Below are 23,948 nucleotides of genomic sequence, written 5' to 3'. Positions count from 1 at the left end.
GCGTGCATGCTGGCGGTATCCACTGAATAAAGGTGCCCGACATGCGTAGATACCTGTGGTTGTTCGCTTTGATGCTGGCTTTGCCGATCCAGGCCGAAGAAAAAGTCCTCAACCTCTACAGCTGGGCCGACTATGTGGCGCCAGAGACCTTGCAGCGCTTCGAAAAGGAAACCGGCTACAAGGTGCGCTACGACACCTTCGACACTACCGAAGTGCTGGAAACCAAACTGCTCACCGGTGGCAGCGGCTATGACGTAGTGGTGCCATCCTCCAGCCTGCTGGCACGGGCTTTGGCGGCGGGGGCGCTGCAACCGCTGCAGGCGCAGTCGATGCCCGGCTACAGCAACCTGGACAAGGACCTGCTGGCCAAGCTGGCCGAGGTCGACCCCGGTAACCAGTACGCGGTGCCTTACACCTGGGGCACGCTGGGCCTGGGGTTGAATCTTGAGGCGGTGCGCCAGCGGGTCGGCGATGCGCCGCTGGACAGCCTCGACCTGCTGTTCAAACCCGAGTACGCCAGCAAGCTCAAGGATTGCGGGATCGCCATGTCCGATTCGCCTCAGGAAGTGATCGGCGTGGCCCTGAACTACCTGGGCAAGGATCCCTACAGCCGCAACAAGGACGATCTGGCCGCAGCCCAGGCGCTGCTCAAGCAACTGCAGTCGTCGATCAGCTATGTCGCCAACGGCCGGCAGATCAACGATCTGGCCAATGGCAGCGTCTGCCTGGCGCTGACCTACAACGGCGATGCCGCCATGGCCGCCGAGCAGGCCCGTCAAGCCGGCAAGCCGTACCAGGTGGTGTACCGGATTCCCCGTGAGGGCACGCTGATCTGGCAGGACAACCTGGCCATCCCCAAGGACGCGCCGCACCCGGAAGCGGCCCGTGCATTCATTGCCTTCATGCTGCGCCCCGATTCGGTCGCACCGCTGACCAATACGCTGTTCTTCGCCAACGCCAACCAGGCGGCCACGGCGCTGGTGGATGAGGCGGTGCGCAACGACCCGGATATTTACCCCTCGGACGCAGTGCGCGCGCGGTTGTTTGCCGACCGTAGCATGGCCCTGGCCGACATGCGCCAACGCACCCGCCTGTGGACCGCATTCCGTACCCGCCAATAACAACCCGAAAACAGGAACCCGATGATCGATCTCGCCCCCGATAATGACCAGGCAATGACCCGTGACAGCCTGTATGGCACGGTCGCCGAAAACACCTTTGCCGGGATCACCAGCTTCTCCCGCCGGCGTTACACCCGCGATCTGCGCGGCGTTGATGTAGTGGTCAGCGGCGTGCCGTTCGACACCGCCACCAGCAACCGCCCCGGTGCACGCTTCGGTCCGCGCGCCATTCGCAGTGCTTCCGTGCAGCAGGCCTGGGCCCGTCACTGGCCATGGGAATTCGATCCGTTCGATCACCTGGCGGTGATTGACTACGGCGACTGTAACTTCGACTACGGCAGTCCACGGACGATACCGGACAGCATCCAGGCCCATGCCGAACAGATCCTTGAAGCCGGTTGCGCCATGCTCACCCTCGGCGGCGATCACTTCATCAGCTATCCGCTGCTCAAGGCCCATGCACGCAAACATGGCCCGCTGTCGCTGATCCACTTCGACGCCCACAGCGACACCTGGCCGTGCGAGGAGGGCGGTGGGCGCGTCGACCACGGCACCATGTTCTGGCATGCCGCGCGCGAAGGTCTGGTGGATCCATCGCGTTCGGTGCAGATCGGTTTGCGCACCACCAATGACGACACCCAGGGCTTTGCCGTACTCGATGCGCGTCAGGTGCACCAGCGTGGTTGCCAGGCGATCATCGAAGCCATTCGTCAACGGGTCGGCGACCATCCGGTGTACCTGACTTTCGATATCGACTGCCTCGACCCGGCTTACGCACCAGGTACCGGCACCCCTGTATGCGGCGGGCTGACCACGGTGCAGGCGCTGGAGATCATCGGTGGCCTGCGCGGTATCAACCTGGTGGGCATGGACCTGGTGGAAGTCGCGCCGGCCTATGATCACGCCGATATCACCGCCCTGGCCGGCTCGACCCTGGCCATGGAAATGCTCTGCCTGTATGCCGCCCGGCACAAGGTCGACTGAGCCGGACACAAAATGAATCACCTGTAGGAGAAATTGCGGTTTCCTCGCGAACCGGACGCGCCTTAGGCTATCCAATGCTTGGGCGCGTCGTTTCGCGCAGGAGGTGTCGTCGTGAACAGATCTGTGTTGAGTCTGGCAAGCTTGTCCCTGGGGCTGCTGTTCAGCCTGCCGTTACCGGCCGCGCAGGCTGACGGGCCGTTGCGGTTGGCCGCCTCGCCGAACAACCCCTACAACAGCCCGGTCATGCGCGCCAACCCCAACAGCCGTCAGGGCAGCGTGCAGGCCACGCCACCTGTGCGGGGGCCTTCGACCCAACCCATCCCGCGCCAGCCAACCCTGGAAAACCGCGGCATCGGCAATGGCGAAAACATGCGCCGCGAGCAGTCCACCCCGCACCTGGAACCCGTCCGGCCGCCTCGCGAGTCGACTCGTACGCCTTGATCCCTGGAAGGAAACGCTGATGTCCGTACGCACCTGGATTCCCACTTTGTTGACGGCGATGCTGTTGCCGCTGCTCGCCCATGCCGCGCCTGAGCGCACCTTCAAGAGCGAAGAGGGCAGCGTCAAGGTCAGCACCCTGGCCAAAGGCCTGGACCACCCCTGGGCGTTGGCCTTTTTGCCTGAAGGCAAAGGCATACTGGTAACCGAACGCCCGGGTAATCTGCGTATCGTCAGTACCGAGGGCAAGGTCGGTGCGCCGCTGGGTGGCGTGCCCGAGGTGTGGGCCCAGGGGCAGGGTGGATTGCTCGATGTCGTCCTGTCGCCGACCTTCAAGCAGGACCGCATGGTGTACCTGAGTTTTGCCCAGGGCGGTGGCGAGGACGGTAAAGCCGGTACCGCCGTGGGCCGTGGGCGCTTGTCTGCCGACATGGCCAAGCTTGAAGACTTCAACGTGATTTTCCGCCAGCAGCCCAAGCTGTCGACGGGTCTGCACTTTGGTTCACGTCTGGTGTTCGATCGTGACGGCTACCTGTTCATTGCCCTGGGCGAGAACAATCAGCGCCCGACGGCCCAGGACCTGGACAAGCTACAGGGCAAAGTGGTGCGCATCCTGCCGGACGGCACGGTGCCCAAGGACAACCCTTTTGTCGGCCAGGACAATGTCCGCCCCGAGATCTGGTCGTTTGGCCACCGCAATCAGCAGGGCGCGGCGCTCAACCCGTGGACCGGCGAACTGTGGACCAATGAACATGGCCCGCGCGGCGGTGACGAAATCAACCTGCCCAAACCTGGCAAGAACTACGGTTGGCCGATCGCCACCCACGGCATCAACTATTCATTGCTGCCGATTCCCGAGGCCAAAGCTGAGCACGTCGATGGCATGGTCGATCCACACCATGTCTGGGAAAAGTCGCCGGCCATCAGTGGCATGGCCTTTTACGACAATCCGCGTTTCAAACCCTGGGAACACAGTGTGTTTATCGGTGCCTTGGCAAGCCAGGAGTTGATTCGCCTGCAGCTCAATGGCGACAAGGTTGTCCACGAAGAGCGCCTGCTGGGCGAGCTCAATGCGCGGATCCGTGATGTGCGGGTGGGGCCGGATGGTTATCTGTATTTGCTGACGGATGAGAGTGATGGGAAGTTGTTGAAGGTGGGGTTGGATCTGTAGGTCTGTGTGGTTTGCATCGCCGGCAAGGCCGGCTCCCACAATAGCGCGTAGAATGACGCTTTTTTGTGTTGGACGCCGCGCATGTCCTGTTTCACCGAGCAGTCCCCCTTGACCCTCTACCAGCAAGCTATCGACGCTCAAGGCTTTGTCAGCGACCCGGCTCAGCTACAGGCTGCCAGCGCTTTGCAACGCTGTTTCGAAGCCCTGCAGCGCGGCGAAACACCGCAGGGGGTCTATCTCTGGGGCCCGGTGGGGCGTGGCAAGACCTGGTTGATGGACCAGTTCCACCAGTGTTTGCAGGTGCCGGCCCGGCGTCAGCATTTCCACCACTTCATGCGCTGGGTGCATCAACGTCTGTTCCAGCTCAATGGCACCGCCGACCCCTTGCAGGCCCTGGCCCGGTCCCTGGCCGATGAGATTGGCGTGCTGTGTTTCGACGAGTTGTTCGTCAACGATATCGGCGACGCAATCATTCTCGGGCGTCTGTTCCAGGTGCTGTTCGAGGCCGGAGTGGTGATTGTCGCCACCTCCAACCAGCCGCCCGACCAGTTGTACTGCGATGGTTTCAATCGTGAACGCTTTCTGCCGGCAATCACCGCCATCGAGCAACACATGCAGGTACAGGCTGTGCTCGGTGAGCAGGACCACCGCCTGCATCCAGGCGCCGCGCAACAGCGTTACTGGGTGCGCGAGCCCGGCCAGCCCCAAGCCCTGGACGGGGTGTTTGCCCAGCTGCGTGGCGAACAGCCGTGCAGCGACCAGCCCTTGCCGGTGGGCTCGCGGCAGATACAGGTAGTGCAGCGTAGCGACTCCGTTATCTGGTGCCGCTACACCGATCTGTGCGAGCAACCCTTGGCCGCCATGGATTTCATGGCGCTGTGCGACAGTTTCAGCGCTATTCTGCTGGGCGATGTACCCGCCCTGGGCGCTCGCCAGCGGCCAGCGAAGATTGCCCGCGGCACCGAAGATGCGGCCAGCCGCGTACTCGCCGGCGACCGGGAGTTGCCGCAGTTATCGGTGCATGATGACAGCGTGCGGCGCTTCATCGCGTTGGTCGATGAATGTTACGACCGTCGGGTCGCGCTGTACCTGGAAGCCGAGGTCCCCCTCGAAGCGCTCTACACTCAAGGGTATCTGGAATTCCCGTTCCGGCGCACCCTCAGCCGTTTGCGGGAGATGCAACTGCAACGCTTCTGTTGAAGGAGTCGATCATGCAGCCGCTGTCGCACCATTTGCTGACCATGGCCTACCACAACGGGTGGGCCAACCACAGGCTCTACAAGGCCTGCCTGCAGCTGAGCGAGGACGAGTTCGTGGCGCCGCGCTGCAGCTTTTTCGGCTCGATCAAGGCCACCCTCAATCACATCCTCACGGTGGACTGGTTCTACCTCAACGCCTTGGAGTCAGAACAGCGTGGCGAGGCGCCGGAGGCCGACAGCGAGCGTTTCTTCGCGCCTGAAGAGCCGTTTTCCAACTGTGAAGCGCTCAGAGAAGAACAGGCTCAGGCCGATCACCGGCTGATTGCCTACTGCAGCCAGCTGCAAGATGACCAGTTGCAGCGCTACGTGAGCATCGTGCGCCCGGACTGGGTCCAGCGAGAACAACGATTACGCTTGTTGTCCCACCTGTTCGAGCATCAGATTCATCACCGTGGACAGGTACACGCCATGCTCAGTGACACCTCGGTGAAACCGCCACAGCTGGACGAATTTTTCTGCGAAGACGAAGCAAACCTGCGCGCCCAGGACTTTGCCGAGCTGGGCTGGAGCGAAGCGCTGGTCTGGGGGCGCTAGCGCCCCAGCCAGCCCAGGGTCAACAAGGCCAGCACGGCGTAGCGCCCAGCCTTGGCAATCGTCACCAGCACCACGAAGCGCCAGAAGGGTTCGCGCATGATCCCGGCGATCAGGGTCAACGGGTCGCCGATCACCGGCATCCAGCTCAGTAGCAGTGACCACTGGCCGTAGCGCTGGTAGCGTTGCTGCGCCTTGTCCAGTTGTGCCTGCTTGAAGGGAAACCAGCGTCGGTCACGCAAATGTTCGATGCCACGGCCCAGCAGCCAGTTGACGATCGAGCCCAGTACATTACCGGCGGTGGCGATCAGTAGCAGGCTGAACAAAGCCTGAGGCTCGCGCAGCAGCAAACCCACCAGCACGGCTTCCGATTGCAGCGGCAACAGGGTTGCCGCGCCAAAGGCGCTGAGAAACAGCGCCCACTCGCTCAACATTCAGCGCAGATCAGTAGTTGGCGACCACTTCGTCGCGACCGTCCCGGGTCAGGCCGATCACCTGGTAGGCATCCTTGTGGTCACCCATTTCCATGCCCGGCGAGCCCGTCGGCATGCCCGGTACCGCCAGGCCGCGCAGGTCGGAGCGCTTGGCCAGCAGTTTGACCTGCTCGGCCGGCACATGGCCCTCGACGAACTTGCCGTCAATCACCCCGGTGTGGCACGAGGCCAGACGCGGTGCCACGCCCAGGCGCTGCTTGACCGCGCTCATGTTCGGCTCGACATGATCGTTGACGGTGAAACCGCTATCACGCAGGTGACTGATCCATTCCTTGCAGCAGCCGCAGTTGGGGTCGCGGTAGACATCGATAGTCTGCCCGGCCTGGGCCAGGGTGCTCAGGGCCAACAGGCCGAAGGCGACGATTTTTTTGCTCAACATGGTGCTTCTCCAATACTAGAAACGCAGGCGCACACCGGCGACCAGGCGGGTCTGGCCGATATCGCCATTATCGTCACGGATCTGTTCGGCGGCATTGCCGTAGCTCCGGTTGAAACTGACGCCCAGATAAGGGGCAAAGCCGCGGGTGATCTCGTAGCGCAGGCGCATACCGATTTCACTGTCCGCCAGGCCACTGCCCTGGTCGCGGCTGGCATCGTTACGGCCATAGAAGTTGGCTTCCAGGGACGGTTCGAGAATCCAGCGGTTGGTCAGCAGGATAGCGTAACTGCTCTCCAGGCGCAGCGCGGTCTGTTGCCGCTCTCCCACATAAGCAGTGGCCTCCAGTTCCAGGCCGTAGAGTGGCATGCCCTGGATGCCGAAGGCCGCCCAGGTCTGGCCACTGGCCGGCTTGAAGTCCTGGCGCAGACCGCCAACCAGCTCCCACCAGGGGCTGATGGCATGGCCCCAGAGCGCCTGCAGCTCGGCCTTGTGGGTCACACCTTGTTCACGCTCTCCTTCGGTACGCAGCCAGAGGCGGTCGATATCGCCGCCGATCCAGGCGTTGGCGTTCCAGTTCAGGGCGCTGCTGCTTTCGAAGTTCTGGTACTCGAGCTGCTCGACGATTACTGCCCAGTTGACCTGGCGATCATGCACCTGGTGACCGGGCAGGGGCGGGAAGGCGGCGCGACGGTCGGCGTCGGTGATCGGCCGCAAGGGTGTGCGCGGTGCGCTCAGCGCCTGGCCTTGCCCCATGGCGCTGTGGTCCATGCCGGAATGGTCCATGGGTGGTTGGCTCATGCTGCCGTGGTTCATGCTGCCATGGTTCATGGCACCGTGGTTCATCGCGCCATGATCCATGCCTTGGGCCCGGACTTCTTCACTGGCCAGTAAGGCGAGCAGCGCCAGACTGCCCAGCAGGGGACGGTTGAGTACTTCATTCATCGACGCGTACCTCGCGGAACATACCCATCTCCATGTGGTAAAGCAGGTGGCAGTGGTAGGCCCAGCGCCCCAGCGCGTCGGCGCTGACCCGGTAGCTGCGGCGACTGCCGGGCGGAATGTCGAGGGTGTGCTTGCGCACCTGGAAGCGCCCGTGTTCGTCCTCCAGGTCGCTCCACAGGCCGTGCAAGTGAATCGGGTGGGCCATCATGGTGTCGTTGACCAGAGTGATGCGCAGGCGCTCGCCATAGCGCAGGCGCAGGGGCTCGGCGTCGGAAAACTTGATGCCGTTGAATGACCAGGCGAAGCGCTCCATGTGGCCGGTCAGGTGCAGCTCGATCTCGCGCGATGGCTCGCGGCCGTCCGGGTCGGCAAAGGTGCTTTTCAGGTCGGCGTAGGTCAGTACCCGCCGACCGTTGTTGCGCAGGCCAATGCCCGGGTCGGCAAGGTTGGCTTTGGGGCTCATGGTCTGCATGTCGACCAGCGGATTGCCGGTTTCGCTGGCCGGGTGGCTCTGCATGCCGCTCATGCTGGCGTGGTCCATGCCGCCCATCTGGCTGTGATCCATGCCGGCCATGGCGTCCATGCCACCGTGACCCATGTCGGCCATGGTCAGGATCGGCCGCGGGTCGGGGGTCGGCACCGGCGCACTGAGCCCGGCACTGCGCGCCAGGGTGCCGCGAGCGTAACCGGTGCGGTCCATGCTCTGGGCATACAGGGTATAGGCAGGCAGGTCGCCCACCGTCACCAGCACGTCGTAGGTTTCGGCCACGGCGATGCGCAGTTCGTCGACACTGACCGGCTGCACCGGCATGCCATCGGCGGCGATCACCGTCAGCTTCAACCCCGGAATACGGAAGTCGAAATAGCTCATCGCCGAGCCGTTGATCAGGCGCAGGCGCACGGTTTCACCCGGCTGGAACAGGCAGGTGAAGTTGCCGTCCGGTGGCTGACCATTGAGCAGGTAGGTGTAGGTGGCTGCGCTGATATCGGCAAGGTCGGTCGGGCTCATGCGCATCTCGGCCCAGGCCTTGCGCTCGGCCACGGTCTTCGACCAGCCGTGCAGGGCCACGTCATCGATGAAATCGCCGACCGTACGCTTGTGGTAGTTGAAGGCGTCGGACTGTTTTTTCAGGGTCGCCATCAGCGCGTCGGGTGACTGGTCACTCCAGTCGCTGAGCAACAGCACATAGTCGCGCTGGTAGCGATGCGGTTCGGGTTCTTTGGGCTCGATGACGATGGCGCCGTATACCCCGGCCTGTTCCTGCAGGCCGGAATGGCTGTGGTACCAGTAGGTGCCGCTCTGCTGCAGGGTGAACTGATAGAGGTAATCGCCACCGGGCTCGATACCGGCAAAGCTCAGGCCCGGGACACCGTCCATGTTGGCCGGCAGGATGATGCCGTGCCAGTGCAGCGAGGTCGGCTCGTCCAGGCGATTGCGTACGCGCAGGGTCACAGTGTCGCCTTCGCGCCAGCGCAGCACCGGGCCTGGCAGGCTGTTGTTGATGGTCAGCGCCGTGCGCGGGCGACCGGTGATGTTGACCGGGGTCTGGCCGATGAACAGTTCGAAATCACGGCCGCTCAGTTCATTGCCAAAGGGCGAGCCGGCAGCGAAGGCGGGCAGGCGCCAGAGGCCGAGGCCGGCCAGGGTGCTGGCGGCGGCAAAGCCTTTGACGAAGGTGCGTCGGGTCGGGTTTGCAAGCATGGGGGTTGCCAATCCATAAGCGAGGGTGGCACGACCATAGCGAGCGACGACTGTCAGAAATCTGAGCGGCAGATTACAGATTTGTCAGGCACACTGAGCGCTATAGGCCATTGGGGGCAAGGAGTATCCATGGATAAAGTCATCCTGATCACCGGCGCCAGTCGTGGTATTGGCGCCGCGACCGCACGCCTGGCGGCCCGTGAAGGGTATCGGATCTGCATCAACTACCTGAGTGACGACGAGGCGGCCCAGCGGGTACTGGCCGACGTCCGCGAACTGGGCGCCGAGGCCATCGCAGTCAAAGCCGATGTCAGTGTCGAGGACGAGATCATTCACCTGTTTCAGCGCGTCGATGCCGAACTGGGGCCGCTGAGCGCGCTGGTCAACAATGCCGGGACCATCGGCCAGAAGAGTCAGCTTGAGCATATGTCGGAGTTCCGCCTGCTCAAGTTGATGAAGACCAACGTGGTCGGGCCGATGCTCTGCAGCAAGCATGCCGTGCAGCGGATGTCGAAACGCCAGGGCGGGCAGGGCGGGAGCATCGTCAACGTGTCGTCGGTGGCCGCGCGGCTGGGGTCGCCGAACGAGTATGTCGACTACGCGGCGTCCAAAGGGGCGTTGGACACCTTCACCCTGGGCCTGGCCAAAGAAGTCGCCGGAGACGGCATCCGGGTCAATGCCGTGCGCCCGGGCTACATATTCACTGACTTCCACGCGCTCAGCGGCGACCCGGAGCGGGTCAGCAAGCTTGAGCCGGGTATCCCCATGGGCCGTGGCGGTCAGGCCGAAGAGGTGGCTGAGGCGATTATCTGGTTGCTGTCCGACAAGGCGTCGTATTCCACAGGCAGCTTCATCGACCTGGGCGGCGGGCGCTGAGCCTGCCTCCACACTGGCGTGCGCTCAGAACGAGCGCACGATTCTGCCCAGGGTCTCCATGGCTTTTTCCGATTGCTCGGTCCACGGGCTGCCGTAGTTCAGGCGGATGCAGTTGCGAAAGCGCTGGGTCGGCGAAAAGATCGGCCCGGGCGCGATGCTGATGCCCTGGGCCAGGGCCATCTGGAACAGCTTGAGCGAGTCCATCTGCTCCGGCAGCTCCAGCCACAGGAAGTACCCCCCCGAGGGGTGACTGACCCGGGTCTGCGCCGGGAAGTGCCGGGCAATGGCGGCCAGCATGGCGCTCTGCTGCTCTTCCAGGGCATAGCGCAGCCTGCGCAGGTGCCGATCGTAGCCGCCGTGCTGCAGGTAGTCGGCGATTGCCGCCTGGGCCGGCATCGAGGCGCACAGCGAAGTCATCAGTTTCAGCCGTTCGATTTTTTGCGCATAGCGCCCGGCGGCCACCCAGCCGATCCGGTAGCCCGGCGCCAGGCTCTTGGAGAAAGAGCCGCAGTGCATCACCAGGCCATCGGTATCGAAGGCTTTGGCCGGTTTTGGCGCCTGCTGGGCGTAATACAGCTCGGCATAGACGTCGTCTTCGATCAACGGCACCTGATGCTGGCGCAGCAGTTCGACCAGTTGCTGCTTTTTCTCCTCCGGCATGCTCGCGCCCACCGGATTCTGGAAATTGGTCATGCACCAGACGGCCTTGACCGGGTGTTTGGCCAGGGTCTGCGCCAGCACCCCAAGGTCGATGCCCTCGCGCGGGTGCACGGGGATCTCCACCGCCTTCAGTTTCAGCCGTTCAAGGATCTGCAGGCAGGCGTAAAAGGCAGGTGCCTCGATCGCCACCAGGTCGCCCGGCTCGGTGACTGCCTGCAGGCACAGGTTCAGCGCCTCCAGTGCGCCGTTGGTGATCAGCAGCTCCTCCATCGGCAACATCAGCCCGCCGACCATGTAGCGCAGGGCAATCTGCCGACGCAGTTGCGGGTTGCCCGGCGACAGGTCGGTGACCACCATGCGCGGGTCCATCTCGCGGCTGGCGCTGGCCATGGAGCGGGCCAGGCGCGGCAGCGGGAACAGGTGGGGGCTGGGGAAGGCCGAACCGAAGGCGACGGTTTGCGGGTCCTTGATCGAGTCGAGAATCGAGAACACCAGCTCGCTGACATCCACTTCGGTGGACTCACTCGCCTGCTCGATGATCTGCGGCTCGCTGAACTGCCGCGGCGCATGGGCGTTGACGAAATAGCCCGAGCGCGGCCGCGCGCGGATCAGCCCGCGGCGTTCCAGCAGGTAGTAGGCCTGGAATACCGTGGAAGGGCTGACCCCGTGGGTCTGGCTGGCGTAGCGCACCGACGGCACGCGCTGGCCGGGGCCCAGGACCCCGGAGCGAATCAGTTCGGCAATGTCGTCGGCGAATTTTTCGTAGCGTTTCATCATGGCTCAGGACGTTTCGACTGCTGCGAAGTGTATGTGATCAGCGGTTCAAAGGCGCGACAAAACGGCTGTGGGCAACACTGGAAATACCCGGTTGGTCGCTGTCGCTGATTTCGAAACCAATTTCCTGGGAGCTGCTTTGCGGCCGTTCGGCAAGCATCGCCACCGATACCGGCATCTCGCTCATCTCGCCCGCATCCAGGGTGAACTCGGTCTTGCCGTGCAACTCGAAGCCCTCGGCGTCCACCAGGCGCAAGCGGTAGTGCTGCGCTTGCTGGGTCTTGTTGATGACCTTGAGGGTGTAGATGTTTTCGATCTGGCCCAGGTTGTTCTCGCGGAACAGGCCACGGTCCTTGATTACGTCCATCGACACCATCGGCCGTTGCTGCAGGGCGATGACCAAGGCACCGATCATCACCACCAGCGCGGTGACGTAACCGAGCAGGCGAGGGCGCAGCCAGTTGGTCTTGCCGCCTTGCAGGTTGTGTTCGGACTTGTAGCCAACCAGGCCGCGGGCATAGCCCATCTTGTCCATGATCGAGTCACAGGCGTCGATGCAGGCGGCGCAGCCGATGCATTCCATCTGCAGGCCGTCACGGATGTCGATACCGGTCGGGCAGACCTGCACACACATCTGGCAGTCGATGCAATCGCCCAGGCCTTTGGCCTTGTAGTCGCTGTCTTTCTTGCGTGGGCCGCGGGACTCGCCGCGTGCCGGGTCGTAGGCGATGGCCAGGGTGTCCTTGTCGAACATCACGCTCTGGAAACGCGCATACGGACACATGTGCATGCACACCGCTTCCCGCAACCAGCCGGCATTGATGTAGGTGGCGCCGGTGAAGAACAGGATCCAGAACAGGCTGACGCCGCCCAGCTGCAAGGTGAACAGCTCTTCGGCCAGCGGTCGGATCGGGGTGAAATAGCCGACGAAGGTCAGACCGGTGAGCACGCTGATGGCCAGCCACAGCGTATGTTTGGCCGAGCGCCGGGCCAGCTTGTTCACCCCCCAGGGGGCGGCATCGAGCTTGATGCGTTGGTTGCGATCGCCTTCGGTGACCTTCTCGCACCACATGAATATCCACGTCCAGGAGCTTTGCGGGCAGGTGTAACCGCACCAGACCCGCCCGGCAAACACGGTGATGGCAAACAGGCCGAAGGCGCAGATGATCAGCAGTGCCGACAAGAGAATGAAATCTTGTGGCCAGAAGGTTGCACCGAAAATATGGAACTTGCTGTCGGCAAGATCCCATAGCACGGCCTGGCGACCGTTCCAGTTCAGCCAGACGGTGCCGAAGAACAGCAAAAACAGAAAGCCCGCGCCACCCAGGCGCAGGTTACGAAACAAGCCGGTGAAGCTGCGGGTGTGGATCTGTCTGTCGCTGCTGGCGGTCTTCTTCTTGGTGGTGGAAGGCTCGGCAATTTCAACGATCTGGACGGGAATTCTATCGCTCATGGTTCGTCGCTCATCAGGCCTCGATCAGGCCAGAGCACTATGGCGCCTCATCTGTTTGCATAACAGGCTCAGATATTTCGATAAAAACCGTATCAGATTTTCCGTCAGATCTGCGAAGGCCTTAGATTATCGAGGCCTCAACGGCAGTTTTGAGAGCGCCTGCGACCATCCACCGCACCTGCTACAGTCAGAGCGTCGGCTTCTGAGGCTGGCACCAACCGATCAGCGGCCAGTGCTGCACTTGTGGCCAGGCGGATGGTCCATGGAGAAACAGCCCCTGATGCGGAGCACGCCGATGGACGCCTGGTGGCATCAAGTCTGGTTGACCCTGGTGGCCGAGTTCGCTGACATCAATGATGCCAAGCAGCTGACCCAGGTGACGGTGCGGATGCTGATGGCCGCGTTGCTCGGTGGCATACTGGGCTTCGAGCGCGAACTCAAGGGCAAAGCCGCCGGTGTGCGTACGCACATGCTGGTGGCCATGGGCGCCGCACTGTTCGTGCTGGTGCCGCGCATGGCCGGGGCCGACGATGCGGCCTTGAGCCGGGTGGTACAGGGGATCGTCGCGGGCATCGGCTTTCTCGGCGCCGGGACCATTCTCAAAGGTCATCATCAACAACTCGACCACGTCAAAGGCCTGACAACGGCAGCAGGGTTGTGGATGACAGCGGCCATCGGCGTCGCAGCCGGCGTGGGGCGCGAAGCCACGGCGGTGATCAGCACCCTGTTGGCGCTTTTGGTGTTGGGTGTGATGCCCTGGGTGGTGAACCGGTTCGAAAAAGACGATGAGGATGAAAACGGGGAGGGCAGGAAGCACTGAGGGGAGCCGAAGCTCCCCTCAAAGATTGTTGCGTGCTCTTTTTTTGTTATTGGAGGGCGGCCTGTTGTTGTTTTTGGCGACCGTTGCCTCTTGCATCTGGCGATCCCCATTCGGGATCAAGAGCAAACGTATTTTTTTGAGCGCCGATCTACTCTCATCATTTCTGATCCAACCGTGACCTTCGCTACCTTGGGGTAGTTTTATTGTTTTCTGTCAGGTTGCGGGGACGAACCCCGGAAAAGCACATCTTCTCCAAAAAAATCTGTTAGCTGCGTCTCTGCCGTGTTGTTCTTGTTATGTCAGAGTCGTTACGTCTTATTTTTATTGGGTGTGTCACAGTTTTTATTGTTCTTGTACCAAAGATATAGCAGGTGCCGTGCCAACTTTTTAAAACTCAATAAAATCAATGATTTAAGTTTTTTGGCAGGAAAATGAGGCGGGGGAATCTGTCGAATTGTTTCCGTGTTACCCGGTTTTTTTCTGAAAAGTGCGGGAGCGGTAACACCCCGGTCGCCACCAGGCTGTTACCGCTTGGGATTACTGCGCGTTACGTGCGCGTGCTACCCGGGAACCGCTGGTACGGCCAAGCACCTTGCTGATACGCAGGCCCGCGTCGATCAAGCGGTCCAGGTCGATACCGGTCTCGATACCCAGGCCTTGAAGCATGTACAGCACGTCTTCGCTGGCCACGTTACCGCTGGCGCCCTTGGCGTAGGGGCAGCCACCCAGGCCTGCGACCGAGCTGTCGAAAATGTTGATGCCTTCAAGCAGGCTGGCATAGACGTTGGCCAAGGCCTGGCCGTAGGTGTCATGGAAGTGCCCGGCCAGCTGGGCGCGTGGCACGTGCGCGGCGACCACCTCGAACAGGCGGCGGGTGGCGCCCGGGGTGCCGGTGCCGATCGTGTCACCCAGCGACACTTCATAACAGCCCATTTCAAACAACTCACGGGCCACCGGCGCTACCTGCTCGGCAGTCACCGCGCCTTCATACGGGCAGCCCAGCACGCACGACACATAACCACGTACCCGCACGTCGTTTGCCCGGGCTGCTTCCATGATTGGCACGAAACGCTGCAGGCTTTCGTTGATCGAGCAGTTGATGTTGCGCTGGGAAAAGGCCTCGGACGCTGCGGCGAACACCGCTACTTCCTTCACCCCGGCTGCCAGGGCATCTTCGAAACCGCGCAGGTTCGGCGCCAGGGCGGCATAGGTGACACCCGACTGTTGCTTGATGTTGGCAAACACCTCGGCGGAGCCGGCCATTTGCGGCACCCACTTGGGCGAGACGAAGCTGCCCACTTCTATATAGGACAGGCCCGCTGCCGTCAGGTCATCGACCAGCCGGACCTTGTCTGCCACGCTGATGGGCTGGGCTTCATTCTGCAGGCCGTCGCGCGGGCCGACTTCAACCAGGCGGACTGTTTCAGGCAATGACATGGCGCGGTTCCTCAGGGCTCAATGGCTGTTTTTCTGATTGTTCAAGGTGGCGGCCAGCGCTTGTTCACAGCGCTCTTCGGCGGTGTCCAGCTCCAGCTGCATTTGCTGGATATCGAGCAGTTGCTGTTCGAGCTGGGCGCGGCGTTCGGCGATTTTCGCCAGCATGCTGTGCAACTGTTTCAGGTTGCCGCTGGTCGGGTCGTAGAGCTCGATCAGTTCGCGGCACTCTGCCAGCGAGAAGCCGATGCGCTTGCCGCGCAGGATCAGTTTCAGACTGACCTTGTCGCGGGCCGAATAGATGCGCTCAAGGCCCCGACGTTCGGGGCTGAGCAAGCCCTGTTCCTCATAGAAGCGGATGGCACGGGTGGTGATGTCCAGCTCGCGGGACAGGTCGGAGATGCTGTAGGTCTGGCTGCTCATGGTCAGGCTCGGGAAAAGGGCATGAGCTAACCTAATGGCAGGTTGACGTATACGTCAAGCACTGCGGATCAAGCCTGTGCCTGCGCCCGCTCATCCTGCGCCACCACTGCCTGGCACAACTCAATGATCTGCTCGCGCATCCAGCGGTTGGCCGGATCCTGGTCGGTGCTTTCATGCCAATAAAGGTGGGTTTCCAGCGGTGGCACATCGTTGACCGGCAGGCTCAGGTAGTTGAGCTGGTGACGGCGGGCGAAGCGCTCCGGCACGGTCATGACCATGTCGGTCTGTTGCAGCACTTGCGAGGCCATCAGGTAATGCTGCGAACGCAGGGCGATCTTGCGCTGTACGCCCATCTTGCCCAGGGCCAGGTCGACATAGCCCAGGCCGTTGCGGCGGCTGGAAATATGGATGTGGGTCATCGCCAGGTAATCGTCGAGGCTGAGTTTGTCTTTGGCCATCGGATGGCCCTGACGCAAGGCGCAGACGTACTGATCCTGCATGAGCTTGACGTGGCGCACCTGCGGGTCGGTGTTGAGCGGGGCATCGACGGCAAAATCCAGGCGCCCGGCAGCCAGCTCCTTGGTGGTCTCACGACGCTTGCAGAGAAAACTCTCGATGATTACCGCTGGCGCTAAACGGCGCAGGCGCTGAAACAATGGCGGCAGGATCACCGCCTCGGTGAGGTCGGTCATGCTGATGCGAAAGGTCTTGTTTGCCTGCAGGGGATTGAAGATACGGCTTTCCTGCACCGACACGCGCAACAACGACAGGGCATTGCGCACCGGACCGATGATGTTCTGTGCCATGGGTGTAGGCACCATGCCTTGCGCAGTACGGACGAACAGCGGGTCGTTGAAGGTCTCGCGTAGCCTCGACAAGGCATTGGACACTGCAGGCTGGGTAATGCCGACGATCTGCCCGGCGCGGGTCAGGTTGGCTTCGGTGTAGATGGCATCGAAGACGATGAACAGATTCAGATCGACCTTGCTCAGGTTCATGGGCGCTGCTCTTGTTGGTGTTATGGGTCAATCATATATTGGTTATGAATGTTTATACACGCCGAGAATAGACTAGGTGGATTTTGCTCGCTGATCTAGGCTCTTCATCAGATCCTCTTTCCACTGAAGGTACTGCCCATGGATTTCGCCTATTCACCCAAGGTCCAGGCGTTGCGCGAACGTGTCACGGCGTTCATGGATGCTTATGTCTATCCCGCCGAGGCGGTGTTCGAACGCCAGGTTGCCGAGGGCGATCGCTGGCAGCCGACCGCAATCATGGAAGAGCTCAAGGCCAAGGCCAAGGCTGAAGGGCTGTGGAACCTGTTTCTGCCCGAGTCGGAGCTGGGCGCAGGCTTGAGCAACCTGGAATATGCGCCCCTGGCTGAAATCATGGGCCGATCGCTGCTGGGCCCCGAGCCGTTCAACTGCTCGGCCCCGGACACCGGCAACATGGAAGTGCTGGTGCGCTATGGCAGCGAGGAGCAGAAGCGTCAGTGGCTGGAACCGCTGCTGCGGGGTGATATCCGTTCCGCCTTTGCCATGACTGAGCCGGATGTGGCGTCTTCCGATGCCACCAACATGGCCGCCCGCGCCGTGCGCGAGGGTGACGAGTGGGTGATCAATGGCCGCAAATGGTGGACCTCCGGCGCTTGTGATCCGCGTTGCAAGATCATGATCTTCATGGGCTTGAGCAACCCGGACGGCCCGCGTCACCAGCAGCATTCAATGATCCTGGTACCCACCGATACTCCCGGGGTGAAGATCGTCCGGCCGCTGCCGGTGTTCGGTTACGACGATGCTCCCCATGGTCATGCCGAAGTGCTGTTCGAGAATGTGCGGGTGCCTTACCAGAACGTGCTGCTGGGTGAGGGGCGTGGTTTCGAGATTGCCCAGGGGCGTCTTGGCCCTGGACGCATTCACCATTGCATGCGCTCGATCGGCATGGCCGAGCGGGCGCTTGAGCTGATGTGCAAGCGTTCGGTGGAGCGCACCGCATTTGGCCGCCCGCTGGCGCGCCTGGGCGGTAACGTCGACAAGATCGCCGATTCGCGCATGGAAATCGACATGGCCCGGTTGCTGACGCTGAAGGCCGCCTACATGATGGACACGGTGGGCAATAAAGTCGCTCGCAGCGAGATCGCCCAGATCAAGGTGGTGGCGCCGAACGTAGCCTTGAAGGTCATCGACCGGGCGATCCAGATCCATGGCGGTGCCGGGGTTAGCGGTGACTTCCCGCTGGCTTACATGTACGCCATGCAACGCACCCTGCGTCTGGCCGATGGCCCGGATGAAGTGCACCGGGCGGCGATCGGCAAGTACGAAATCGGTAAGTACGTTCCCAAGGAAATGCTGCGCAGCGGGCATTGATCCGCAGGCGCTGACAGTCAGGCCCGCCGATGCGGGCCTGACTCATTTGTGGTTGCCGGAATTTGCAGGATGGTGCGGCTGCTCGCGGGTCTTGAACAGTGACAACACTATGCCGCCACTCAACAGGCCCACGGTCACCCCCAGCGACAGCAAGGCCGGCACCGCGCCAATCAGGCCGTGATAGAAAATCTTGCTACCGATGAAGATCAGCACCAGAGCCAGGGCGTACTTGAGATAGACAAAGCGATGCATCAGTGCCGCCAGGGCAAAGTACAGGGCGCGCAGGCCAAGGATGGCGAAGATGTTCGAGGTGTAGACGATGAACGGGTCCTGGGTGATGGCGAAGATGGCCGGCACGCTGTCGACGGCAAACACCAGGTCGGCCAGCTCGATCAGCACCAGTGCCAGGAACAGCGGGGTGGCGTACAGCACGGCCTTGCTCTGCCCGGCCGCCTTGAGGCGCACGAAAAAACGCGGGCCATGCAGGTCATCGGTGACGCGCAAATGGCCGCGCACCAACTTGAGCACCGGGTTGTTGGCCAGGTCCGGGTGGGCTTCCTCGCGGGAGAACAGCATCTTTATGCCGGTAACCAGCAGGAAGGCACCGAACACATAGAGGATCCAGGCGAACTCCTGAACCAGGGCACTGCCGACGCCGATCATGATCGCGCGCAACACCACCACGCCGAGGATGCCCCAGAACAGTACGCGGTGCTGGTAGAGGCGGGGGATGGCGAAGTAGCTGAAGATCATCGCCATGACGAAGACGTTGTCCATCGACAGCGACTGTTCGACCAGAAAGCCGGTGTAGAACTCCAGGGCACGTTGCGCGCCCAGCTCCCACCACACCCACCCGCCAAACAACATGCCGACGCTGAAATAGCTGGCGTACAGCAGCAGGCTTTCGCGCATCTCGATTTCGTGAGCCTTGCGATGCAGTACGCCTAGGTCCAGTACCAGCAAGGTCAGGACAATGCCAATGAATGCCAGCCAGAACCAGGTGCTGGTGCCGAGAATGTCGTTTTCGAGAAATGCTTGTAGAGCCGCCATGCGCCCCTCCTTGATTGTCGACGTTGCCAAAAAGCAACAGTGACTCCGACATGGCGGCTTGGCAGCCGTCAGAGGGGCCCGGCGTCACTCATCAAAGCCTAGCTGCGGGGAACGCTGACGCCCAATCGGGGCTGTTACAAATAATTGCGCGGGGCATCAGTAGACCCAGACTTCAACCCGTCGGTTACGGATACGCCCCTCTTCGGCGGTATTGGTCGCCACCGGCAGTTCGTCGCCCAGGCCGATGATCTCGCGCAGAGTTACTCCTTCCCTGGCCAGCTCCCGGCGCACGGCCATGGCGCGCAGGCGAGAAAGTAGGGCGGCGCGCTCGGGATCGTCCTTGGCATCTCCAAATCCGACCAGCACGGCATTTTGTTCCAGTTTGTTGTGCTGGCGCAGGAACTCGACCACCCGCTGCACATCACGCAATGCCTTGTTGTCCAGGCTGGCATTGCCCTCCTGGAAGCGGAAGTTCACCGACAGGCGCTGGGCGTTGCGGGCCAGCATCCGATAGGGCAACGGCATGTTGTCGGCGAGCGGCACTTTGACCGCCACTACTTGCTGCCCGACAAACCCGCTGCCGGTGACAATGGCCTGCCCTTTGCGGCTCTGGGCAAACTCCACCAGCGCCCGGGCCCACGGTGTGGCCTGGGTTGGCGGCAGGTAGAAGTACAAGCGTCGGGACAGCGGATAATCTTCGCTGGCTACCAGTGTCGGGCTTGGCAGCATGGGGCGGGAGGCGCCATCGGCAATCGCCAGCACCTTGGCGCCATGTACTGACGCCAGGCTGCTGAAACCAATGGCCTGGCGGTCAGTCAGGACGCTAGAGGCCAATTGCTCACTGGATTCGAAGCGCCGGGCCGAGCTGGCCAGCGTCTGCCCGGCGGCATCGAGCACCAGCGCCTTGAAAGTTTCGAAGGTGCCTGAGCGGTCGTCTCGGGCATACAGGTGAATCGGCCCGTTGCCCAGACCCAGTTGCTCCCAGGTGGTGATCCGTCCGGAAAAAATTTGCGCCAGTTGCCTGGTGCTCAATTGCGGCAGTGGATTGTCGGGGTGGACGATCACGGCGACGCCATCCAGGCCGATGACCTGTTCGGCGGCGGCGCTGTTGAGGTCGCCGAGTGCTTGAAGTTCGCGTAGCTCATTGAGCTTGATCGGACGTGAGGCCGCAGCCAGATCGGCCTGTCCAGCCTTGAGTGCGGCAAAGCCGGTGCTGCTGCCGTGGGCGGCGATGTCGATGCGCAGGGGGTGGCCCTGGGCATCCTGGGCGCTGATCTGGATTTCGTTGGCAGTAGCGGTCGTTGCGATGGCGATATGGCTGGCGCCTTGAGCTTCCAGCAAGCCCTTGACCAACGCTGGCGCCAGCGCCGCACCGATGGTGTTCGAGCCCTGGATACGTAGTTGAGCCGCGGTGTCAGGGGTTGCCTGGGCAAGGAGCGGAAGCAGGCACAGCAGAATAAGGCTGAGGTGGCGGAACATGCCGGCAGGCACTCTTCGGGCAAAGGATGTGCCGCAGATTAAGACGGTTGGATGACCGTAAGATGACAGGAACAATCGCGGGGCAAGCCCGCTCCCACAGCGTATGCAAAACCGGTGGGAGCGGGCTTGCCCCGCGAAAATCAGGTGTTACGCCAGTTCTAGCCAGATCGGCGCATGGTCCGAAGGCTTTTCCATGGCGCGCAGGTCGTAGTCGACCCCGGCTGCCTTGATTCGCGGCAGCAAGCCCTGGGAAGCCATGATCAGGTCGATGCGCAGGCCACGCTTGGGCTCGTCTTCGAAGCCGCGGCTGCGGTAGTCGAACCAGCTGAAACGGTCGGCCACCTCAGGGTGCAGGTGGCGGAAGCTGTCGACCAGGCCCCAGTTCTTCAGGCGAGCCATCCACTCGCGCTCTTCGGGAAGAAAACTGCACTTACCGGTCTTGAGCCAGCGCTTGGCATTGTCGGCGCCGATGCCAATGTCACAGTCTTCGGGCGAGATGTTCACATCGCCCATGACCAGCAGCGGCTGATCGTTCTTGAACTGTTCTTCCAGCAATGCCTGCAGGTCGCTGTAAAAGCGCTGTTTGGCCGGGAATTTGGTCGGGTGGTCGCGGCTTTCGCCCTGGGGGAAGTAGCCGTTCATGATAGTGATCGGTGTGCCATCGGCATCGGCGAAGGTGCCCCAGATAAAGCGGCGCTGGGCGTCTTCTTCGTCGCTGGCAAAGCCTTTGTGCAGCGTCAGTGGCGCCTGGCGCGAGAGAAGGGCGACGCCGTAGTGGCCTTTCTGGCCATGGAAATGCACGTGATAACCCAGGGCCTGGACCTCGGCCAACGGAAACTGATCGTCGCTGACTTTGGTTTCCTGCAGGCCGATGACATCTGGCTGATGCTTTTCGATCAACGCCGCCAACTGATGGGGCCGGGCGCGCAGGCCATTGATGTTGAACGAGACGATCTTCATGGGAAACACAATCCTGATAAAACCAAGGATCCTAGCCGACATCGACGGCTGCGGCCAGCGTGGCGCACCACTGCATAGGCTGCTAACGTGGTGCTCGGGGTGAACGTCGGCGCAACGTACGCCTCGAAGGCAATGAATGCCCATTTGTGGAGGTGTGTCTGTATGACCGAATCGACTGCCGTCCCGGCTCAGGTCCGCCTGCTTGATGGCGGCTACAGCCGTGAAGCGCGTTCATTGTTGTATCACGCCTATCGGCATGAGCCGACGTTTGGCTTCTTGTTCGAAGCTCAGCGTCCTGGCTATGACCAGCGCATTCGCGCCACGGTGCGTGAACGGGTCAGGCAACATTTTCTTCAGGAACTGCCGGCATTGGGGCTGCTGGTCGACGATCGGTTGATCGGTATTGCGCTGATCGCACCGCCGCAGCGTCGTCTGGGTATCACCGAAAGCTGGGCCTGGCGTATGCGCATGGTGTTGAGTACGGGTTTTCGTTGTACCCGCCGCTACCTCGATTATCAGGCAGCGCTGATGGCCTGTCTGCCGGGCGATGCCGTGCACGTGTTGCCGCTGCTGGGGATTCATCCGCAGTTCCAGGGCAAGCACTACGGTGAGCAATTGTTGCAAGCTGTGCATGACTGGTGTGCCGAGGACGAACATTCCCACGGTGTGGTACTGGATACCGGAAATGAACACTATCTGGCCTTTTATCAGCGCCAGGGCTACCAGGAAATCGGCGAAATTGCTGTAGGACCTGTTCGCGAACATGTGTTCTTTCATCCCAACCCCCAGTCATCTCAACGTGCATCGGCCGTGCCTGCATAGCAGGCGGGAGAGCCTCGGACTCCATGCTGGCGCCAAGCTCTGGTAGCATCCGCGCCTATGACGTATTCAGGACGATTCACCTGCGGTTTGATTCTATGGATGGCCAGCGTTGCCGCGTATGCGCAGAGCGAGCTGGTTGTGAAGGTCAAACCTGCCAATAACGAACTCAAGGCCAATGTCGAGGGCTATATCGGCAGCCTTGGTAAACGCGATGAAGAAGCGCTGCTGCGCTTCAGCCGTGGTGCAGTCGAGCAGGCGCGCAAGGCGGCCCAGGCACTGGGCTACTATCAGGCGCAGATCGACAGTGAGGTCAAGGCACCGGCCAAGGCCGACAAAGGCCCGCAACTGATCCTCACCATCGACCCTGGCGAACCTGTGCACCTGCGTGACGTAACCATCCGCATTGAGGGACCGGCCAGCGAGCTCAAGGCTTTCCGCTTGCCCGACAGCAAAGCCCTGCGCTCCGGCGAAGTGCTTAACCATGGTCATTACGATGACGCCAAACGGCTGATCCAGAACCAGGCTGCGCGCTACGGTTTTTTCAGCGGGCGTTTCCTGCGCCAGCGCCTGGCGGTAGACCCCCAGGCGGGCGTTGCCGACATCGAGCTGGTCTATGACAGTGGCCCACGCTACCGCCTGGGCAAGGTCAGTTTTGCCGGCGACACGCCGTTCGACGAGACCCTGCTGCAGCGCATGGTGCCGTTCAAGGCCGACACCCCCTACGATTCCGAGCTGATTGCCGAACTCAACAATGCCCTGCAATCGAGTGGCTACTTCGAGGGCGTGCGCGTCGATGCCGCCCCCACGGCAGCGATAGAGCAGAGCATTCCCGTCGCCGTGCAGCTGAGCACCCGCAAACCACGCACCATGGGCCTGGGCCTGGGCTTTTCGACCGACGTCGGGCCGCGTGGCAAGGCCAACTGGACCCGTCACTGGGTCAACCCGCAAGGCCATAGCTATGGCTGGGAAACCGAGTTGTCGGCCCCTCGGCAGAACGTCGGGCTGTGGTACGACATTCCCCTCGACCCACCGTTGACCGACAAATTCCGCTTTGCCGGCGGCTACCAGAACGAAGAAATTGCCGGTACCGATACCTTGAGCAAGCTGCTCACTGTTGGCCCGGAATGGCACAGCAAGCTGCCCAGTGGCTGGCAGCGCGTGTTGTCGCTCAAGTACCAGCGCGAAGAGTATCGGCTCGGGGATGACTCGGGTCTGAGCAACCTGTTGATGCCTGGCGTCAGCTATTCCTATCTGCGCAGCGACAACCGCATTGACCCGCACAACGGCTATCGTCTGCAGTTCGATGTACAGGCAGCCAAAGAAGGGCTGGTGTCCGATACCAACCTGCTGCATGCCAATGTGGTGCTCAAGGGTCTGACCACGCTGGGCCAGAAGCATCGCTTTCTTGGCCGCGTGCAGTTCGGTGGCAGCGCTACCAACGACTATCAGAGTTCGATTCCGCCATCGCTGCGTTTCTTTGCCGGTGGTGACCAGAGCGTGCGCGGTTATGACTACCAGAGCCTGTCGCCGGAAAACTCCGATGGCGATCGGATCGGTGGCCGCTATCTGGTGGCCGGCAGTGCCGAGTATCAGTACGAAGTGATGGAGAAGTGGCGGGTGGCGACCTTTGTCGACCAGGGTAATTCATTCAATAACCTGGAATTTCCCAGCCTCAAGACCGGTGTCGGTATTGGCGTGCGCTGGGTCTCTCCGGTCGGGCCGTTGCGTCTGGATCTGGCCCATGCGCTGGATGACGATGGCGGCTTTCGTCTGCACTTCTCCATGGGGCCGGAATTGTGAGTCGCGTTTT

23 protein-coding genes are annotated in these 23,948 nt (G+C 61.8%); 11 read left to right on the top strand and 12 right to left on the bottom strand.

Features of this window, described 5'->3' with window-relative positions; genetic code table 11:
- The first annotated feature begins 41 nt into the window (after positions 1-41).
- The 6 genes from NPS47_RS12695 (at position 42) to NPS47_RS12670 (ending at position 5,507) form a co-directional block, all read left to right on the top strand.
- Complete coding sequence (locus tag NPS47_RS12695) at positions 42-1,121, top strand: extracellular solute-binding protein (protein WP_274295273.1); 1,080 nt, start codon at positions 42-44, stop codon at positions 1,119-1,121.
- Between the two features lie 24 nt (positions 1,122-1,145).
- Positions 1,146-2,105 carry an agmatinase gene (speB, locus tag NPS47_RS12690; protein WP_274295300.1) on the top strand — a complete coding sequence of 320 codons (960 nt, stop codon included), beginning with the start codon at positions 1,146-1,148 and terminating at the stop codon, positions 2,103-2,105.
- Between the two features lie 111 nt (positions 2,106-2,216).
- Complete coding sequence (locus NPS47_RS12685; protein ID WP_274295272.1) at positions 2,217-2,546, top strand: hypothetical protein; 330 nt, start codon at positions 2,217-2,219, stop codon at positions 2,544-2,546.
- A 19-nt stretch (positions 2,547-2,565) separates the two neighbouring features.
- Positions 2,566-3,714, top strand: a complete 1,149-nt coding sequence (locus tag NPS47_RS12680; protein WP_274295271.1) for a PQQ-dependent sugar dehydrogenase — start codon at positions 2,566-2,568, stop codon at positions 3,712-3,714.
- An 81-nt stretch (positions 3,715-3,795) separates the two neighbouring features.
- Positions 3,796-4,914 (top strand): cell division protein ZapE, encoded by a 1,119-nt coding sequence (gene zapE, locus NPS47_RS12675; protein WP_274295270.1) that lies wholly within the window; start codon positions 3,796-3,798, stop codon positions 4,912-4,914.
- Between the two features lie 11 nt (positions 4,915-4,925).
- Positions 4,926-5,507, top strand: coding sequence for a DinB family protein (locus NPS47_RS12670; protein ID WP_274295269.1), 582 nt, complete (start codon positions 4,926-4,928; stop codon positions 5,505-5,507).
- Here the strand turns inward: NPS47_RS12670 and NPS47_RS12665 are convergent.
- From NPS47_RS12665 to NPS47_RS12650, 4 genes are read right to left on the bottom strand one after another with little or no spacing between them, the layout of a single operon-like run.
- A complete protein-coding gene (locus NPS47_RS12665) occupies positions 5,504-5,938 on the bottom strand; it encodes a YqaA family protein (RefSeq protein WP_274295268.1) in 435 nt (144 codons plus the stop codon). The genes NPS47_RS12670 and NPS47_RS12665 overlap by 4 nt on opposite strands.
- A 10-nt stretch (positions 5,939-5,948) precedes the next feature.
- Complete coding sequence (locus NPS47_RS12660) at positions 5,949-6,377, bottom strand: DUF411 domain-containing protein (RefSeq protein ID WP_274295267.1); 429 nt, start codon at positions 6,375-6,377, stop codon at positions 5,949-5,951.
- A gap of 15 nt (positions 6,378-6,392) precedes the next feature.
- Entirely contained in the window at positions 6,393-7,319 is a 927-nt protein-coding gene (locus tag NPS47_RS12655; protein WP_274295266.1) for a copper resistance protein B, read from the bottom strand.
- Positions 7,312-9,021 carry a copper resistance system multicopper oxidase gene (locus tag NPS47_RS12650; RefSeq protein ID WP_274295265.1) on the bottom strand — a complete coding sequence of 570 codons (1,710 nt, stop codon included), beginning with the start codon at positions 9,019-9,021 and terminating at the stop codon, positions 7,312-7,314. Before NPS47_RS12650 ends, NPS47_RS12655 begins: the two co-directional genes overlap by 8 nt.
- Before the next feature lie 129 nt (positions 9,022-9,150).
- Here NPS47_RS12650 and NPS47_RS12645 point away from each other — a divergent pair, with 129 nt between their 5' ends.
- Positions 9,151-9,897 (top strand): SDR family oxidoreductase, encoded by a 747-nt coding sequence (locus NPS47_RS12645; protein ID WP_274295264.1) that lies wholly within the window; start codon positions 9,151-9,153, stop codon positions 9,895-9,897.
- Between the two features lie 24 nt (positions 9,898-9,921).
- Here the strand turns inward: NPS47_RS12645 and mapR are convergent, their stop codons facing one another.
- On the bottom strand, positions 9,922-11,331 hold the full coding sequence (gene mapR / locus NPS47_RS12640) for a GntR family transcriptional regulator MpaR (RefSeq protein WP_274295263.1): 1,410 nt from the start codon (positions 11,329-11,331) through the stop codon (positions 9,922-9,924).
- 40 nt (positions 11,332-11,371) lie between these two features.
- Positions 11,372-12,784, bottom strand: a complete 1,413-nt coding sequence (gene ccoG, locus NPS47_RS12635; protein WP_274295262.1) for a cytochrome c oxidase accessory protein CcoG — start codon at positions 12,782-12,784, stop codon at positions 11,372-11,374.
- 295 nt (positions 12,785-13,079) lie between these two features.
- On the opposite strand from ccoG, the gene NPS47_RS12630 reads away from it, so the two are divergent.
- Complete coding sequence (locus NPS47_RS12630) at positions 13,080-13,604, top strand: MgtC/SapB family protein (protein ID WP_274295299.1); 525 nt, start codon at positions 13,080-13,082, stop codon at positions 13,602-13,604.
- 537 nt (positions 13,605-14,141) lie between these two features.
- Here NPS47_RS12630 and NPS47_RS12625 read toward each other — a convergent pair.
- The 3 genes from NPS47_RS12625 to NPS47_RS12615 form a co-directional block, all read right to left on the bottom strand.
- Positions 14,142-15,041 carry a hydroxymethylglutaryl-CoA lyase gene (locus NPS47_RS12625; protein ID WP_274295261.1) on the bottom strand — a complete coding sequence of 300 codons (900 nt, stop codon included), beginning with the start codon at positions 15,039-15,041 and terminating at the stop codon, positions 14,142-14,144.
- 18 nt (positions 15,042-15,059) lie between these two features.
- Entirely contained in the window at positions 15,060-15,461 is a 402-nt protein-coding gene (locus tag NPS47_RS12620) for a MerR family transcriptional regulator (RefSeq protein WP_038612868.1), read from the bottom strand.
- Positions 15,462-15,529: 68 nt separating this feature from the next.
- On the bottom strand, positions 15,530-16,459 hold the full coding sequence (locus NPS47_RS12615; protein ID WP_191832123.1) for a LysR family transcriptional regulator: 930 nt from the start codon (positions 16,457-16,459) through the stop codon (positions 15,530-15,532).
- Between the two features lie 138 nt (positions 16,460-16,597).
- On the opposite strand from NPS47_RS12615, the gene NPS47_RS12610 reads away from it, so the two are divergent.
- The gene (locus NPS47_RS12610) at positions 16,598-17,827 is read left to right on the top strand and encodes an acyl-CoA dehydrogenase (RefSeq protein WP_274295260.1); all 1,230 of its coding nucleotides are present in this window, start codon (positions 16,598-16,600) and stop codon (positions 17,825-17,827) included.
- Between the two features lie 42 nt (positions 17,828-17,869).
- On the opposite strand, the gene NPS47_RS12605 is transcribed toward NPS47_RS12610, so the two are convergent.
- The 3 genes from NPS47_RS12605 to xthA all read right to left on the bottom strand — a co-directional run bounded on the left by NPS47_RS12605 (position 17,870) and on the right by xthA (position 21,316).
- The gene (locus NPS47_RS12605; RefSeq protein ID WP_274295259.1) at positions 17,870-18,877 is read right to left on the bottom strand and encodes a TerC family protein; all 1,008 of its coding nucleotides are present in this window, start codon (positions 18,875-18,877) and stop codon (positions 17,870-17,872) included.
- 156 nt (positions 18,878-19,033) lie between these two features.
- A complete protein-coding gene (locus NPS47_RS12600) occupies positions 19,034-20,356 on the bottom strand; it encodes a substrate-binding domain-containing protein (protein WP_274295258.1) in 1,323 nt (440 codons plus the stop codon).
- Positions 20,357-20,503: 147 nt separating this feature from the next.
- A complete protein-coding gene (gene xthA / locus NPS47_RS12595; protein WP_274295257.1) occupies positions 20,504-21,316 on the bottom strand; it encodes an exodeoxyribonuclease III in 813 nt (270 codons plus the stop codon).
- A gap of 162 nt (positions 21,317-21,478) precedes the next feature.
- Between xthA and NPS47_RS12590 the strand changes: the two genes are divergently transcribed.
- The gene (locus NPS47_RS12590; RefSeq protein WP_274295256.1) at positions 21,479-22,138 is read left to right on the top strand and encodes a GNAT family N-acetyltransferase; all 660 of its coding nucleotides are present in this window, start codon (positions 21,479-21,481) and stop codon (positions 22,136-22,138) included.
- A 57-nt stretch (positions 22,139-22,195) separates the two neighbouring features.
- A complete protein-coding gene (locus NPS47_RS12585) occupies positions 22,196-23,938 on the top strand; it encodes an autotransporter assembly complex protein TamA (protein ID WP_274295255.1) in 1,743 nt (580 codons plus the stop codon).
- Positions 23,939-23,948 lie beyond the last annotated feature (10 nt).

The sequence above is a fragment of the Pseudomonas putida genome, from assembly GCF_028682475.1.
Lineage (GTDB): Bacteria > Pseudomonadota > Gammaproteobacteria > Pseudomonadales > Pseudomonadaceae > Aquipseudomonas > Aquipseudomonas putida_AG.
The sequence above is the reverse complement of the archived record's forward strand: the minus strand, read 5'-3'. Positions and strand labels throughout refer to the sequence as shown.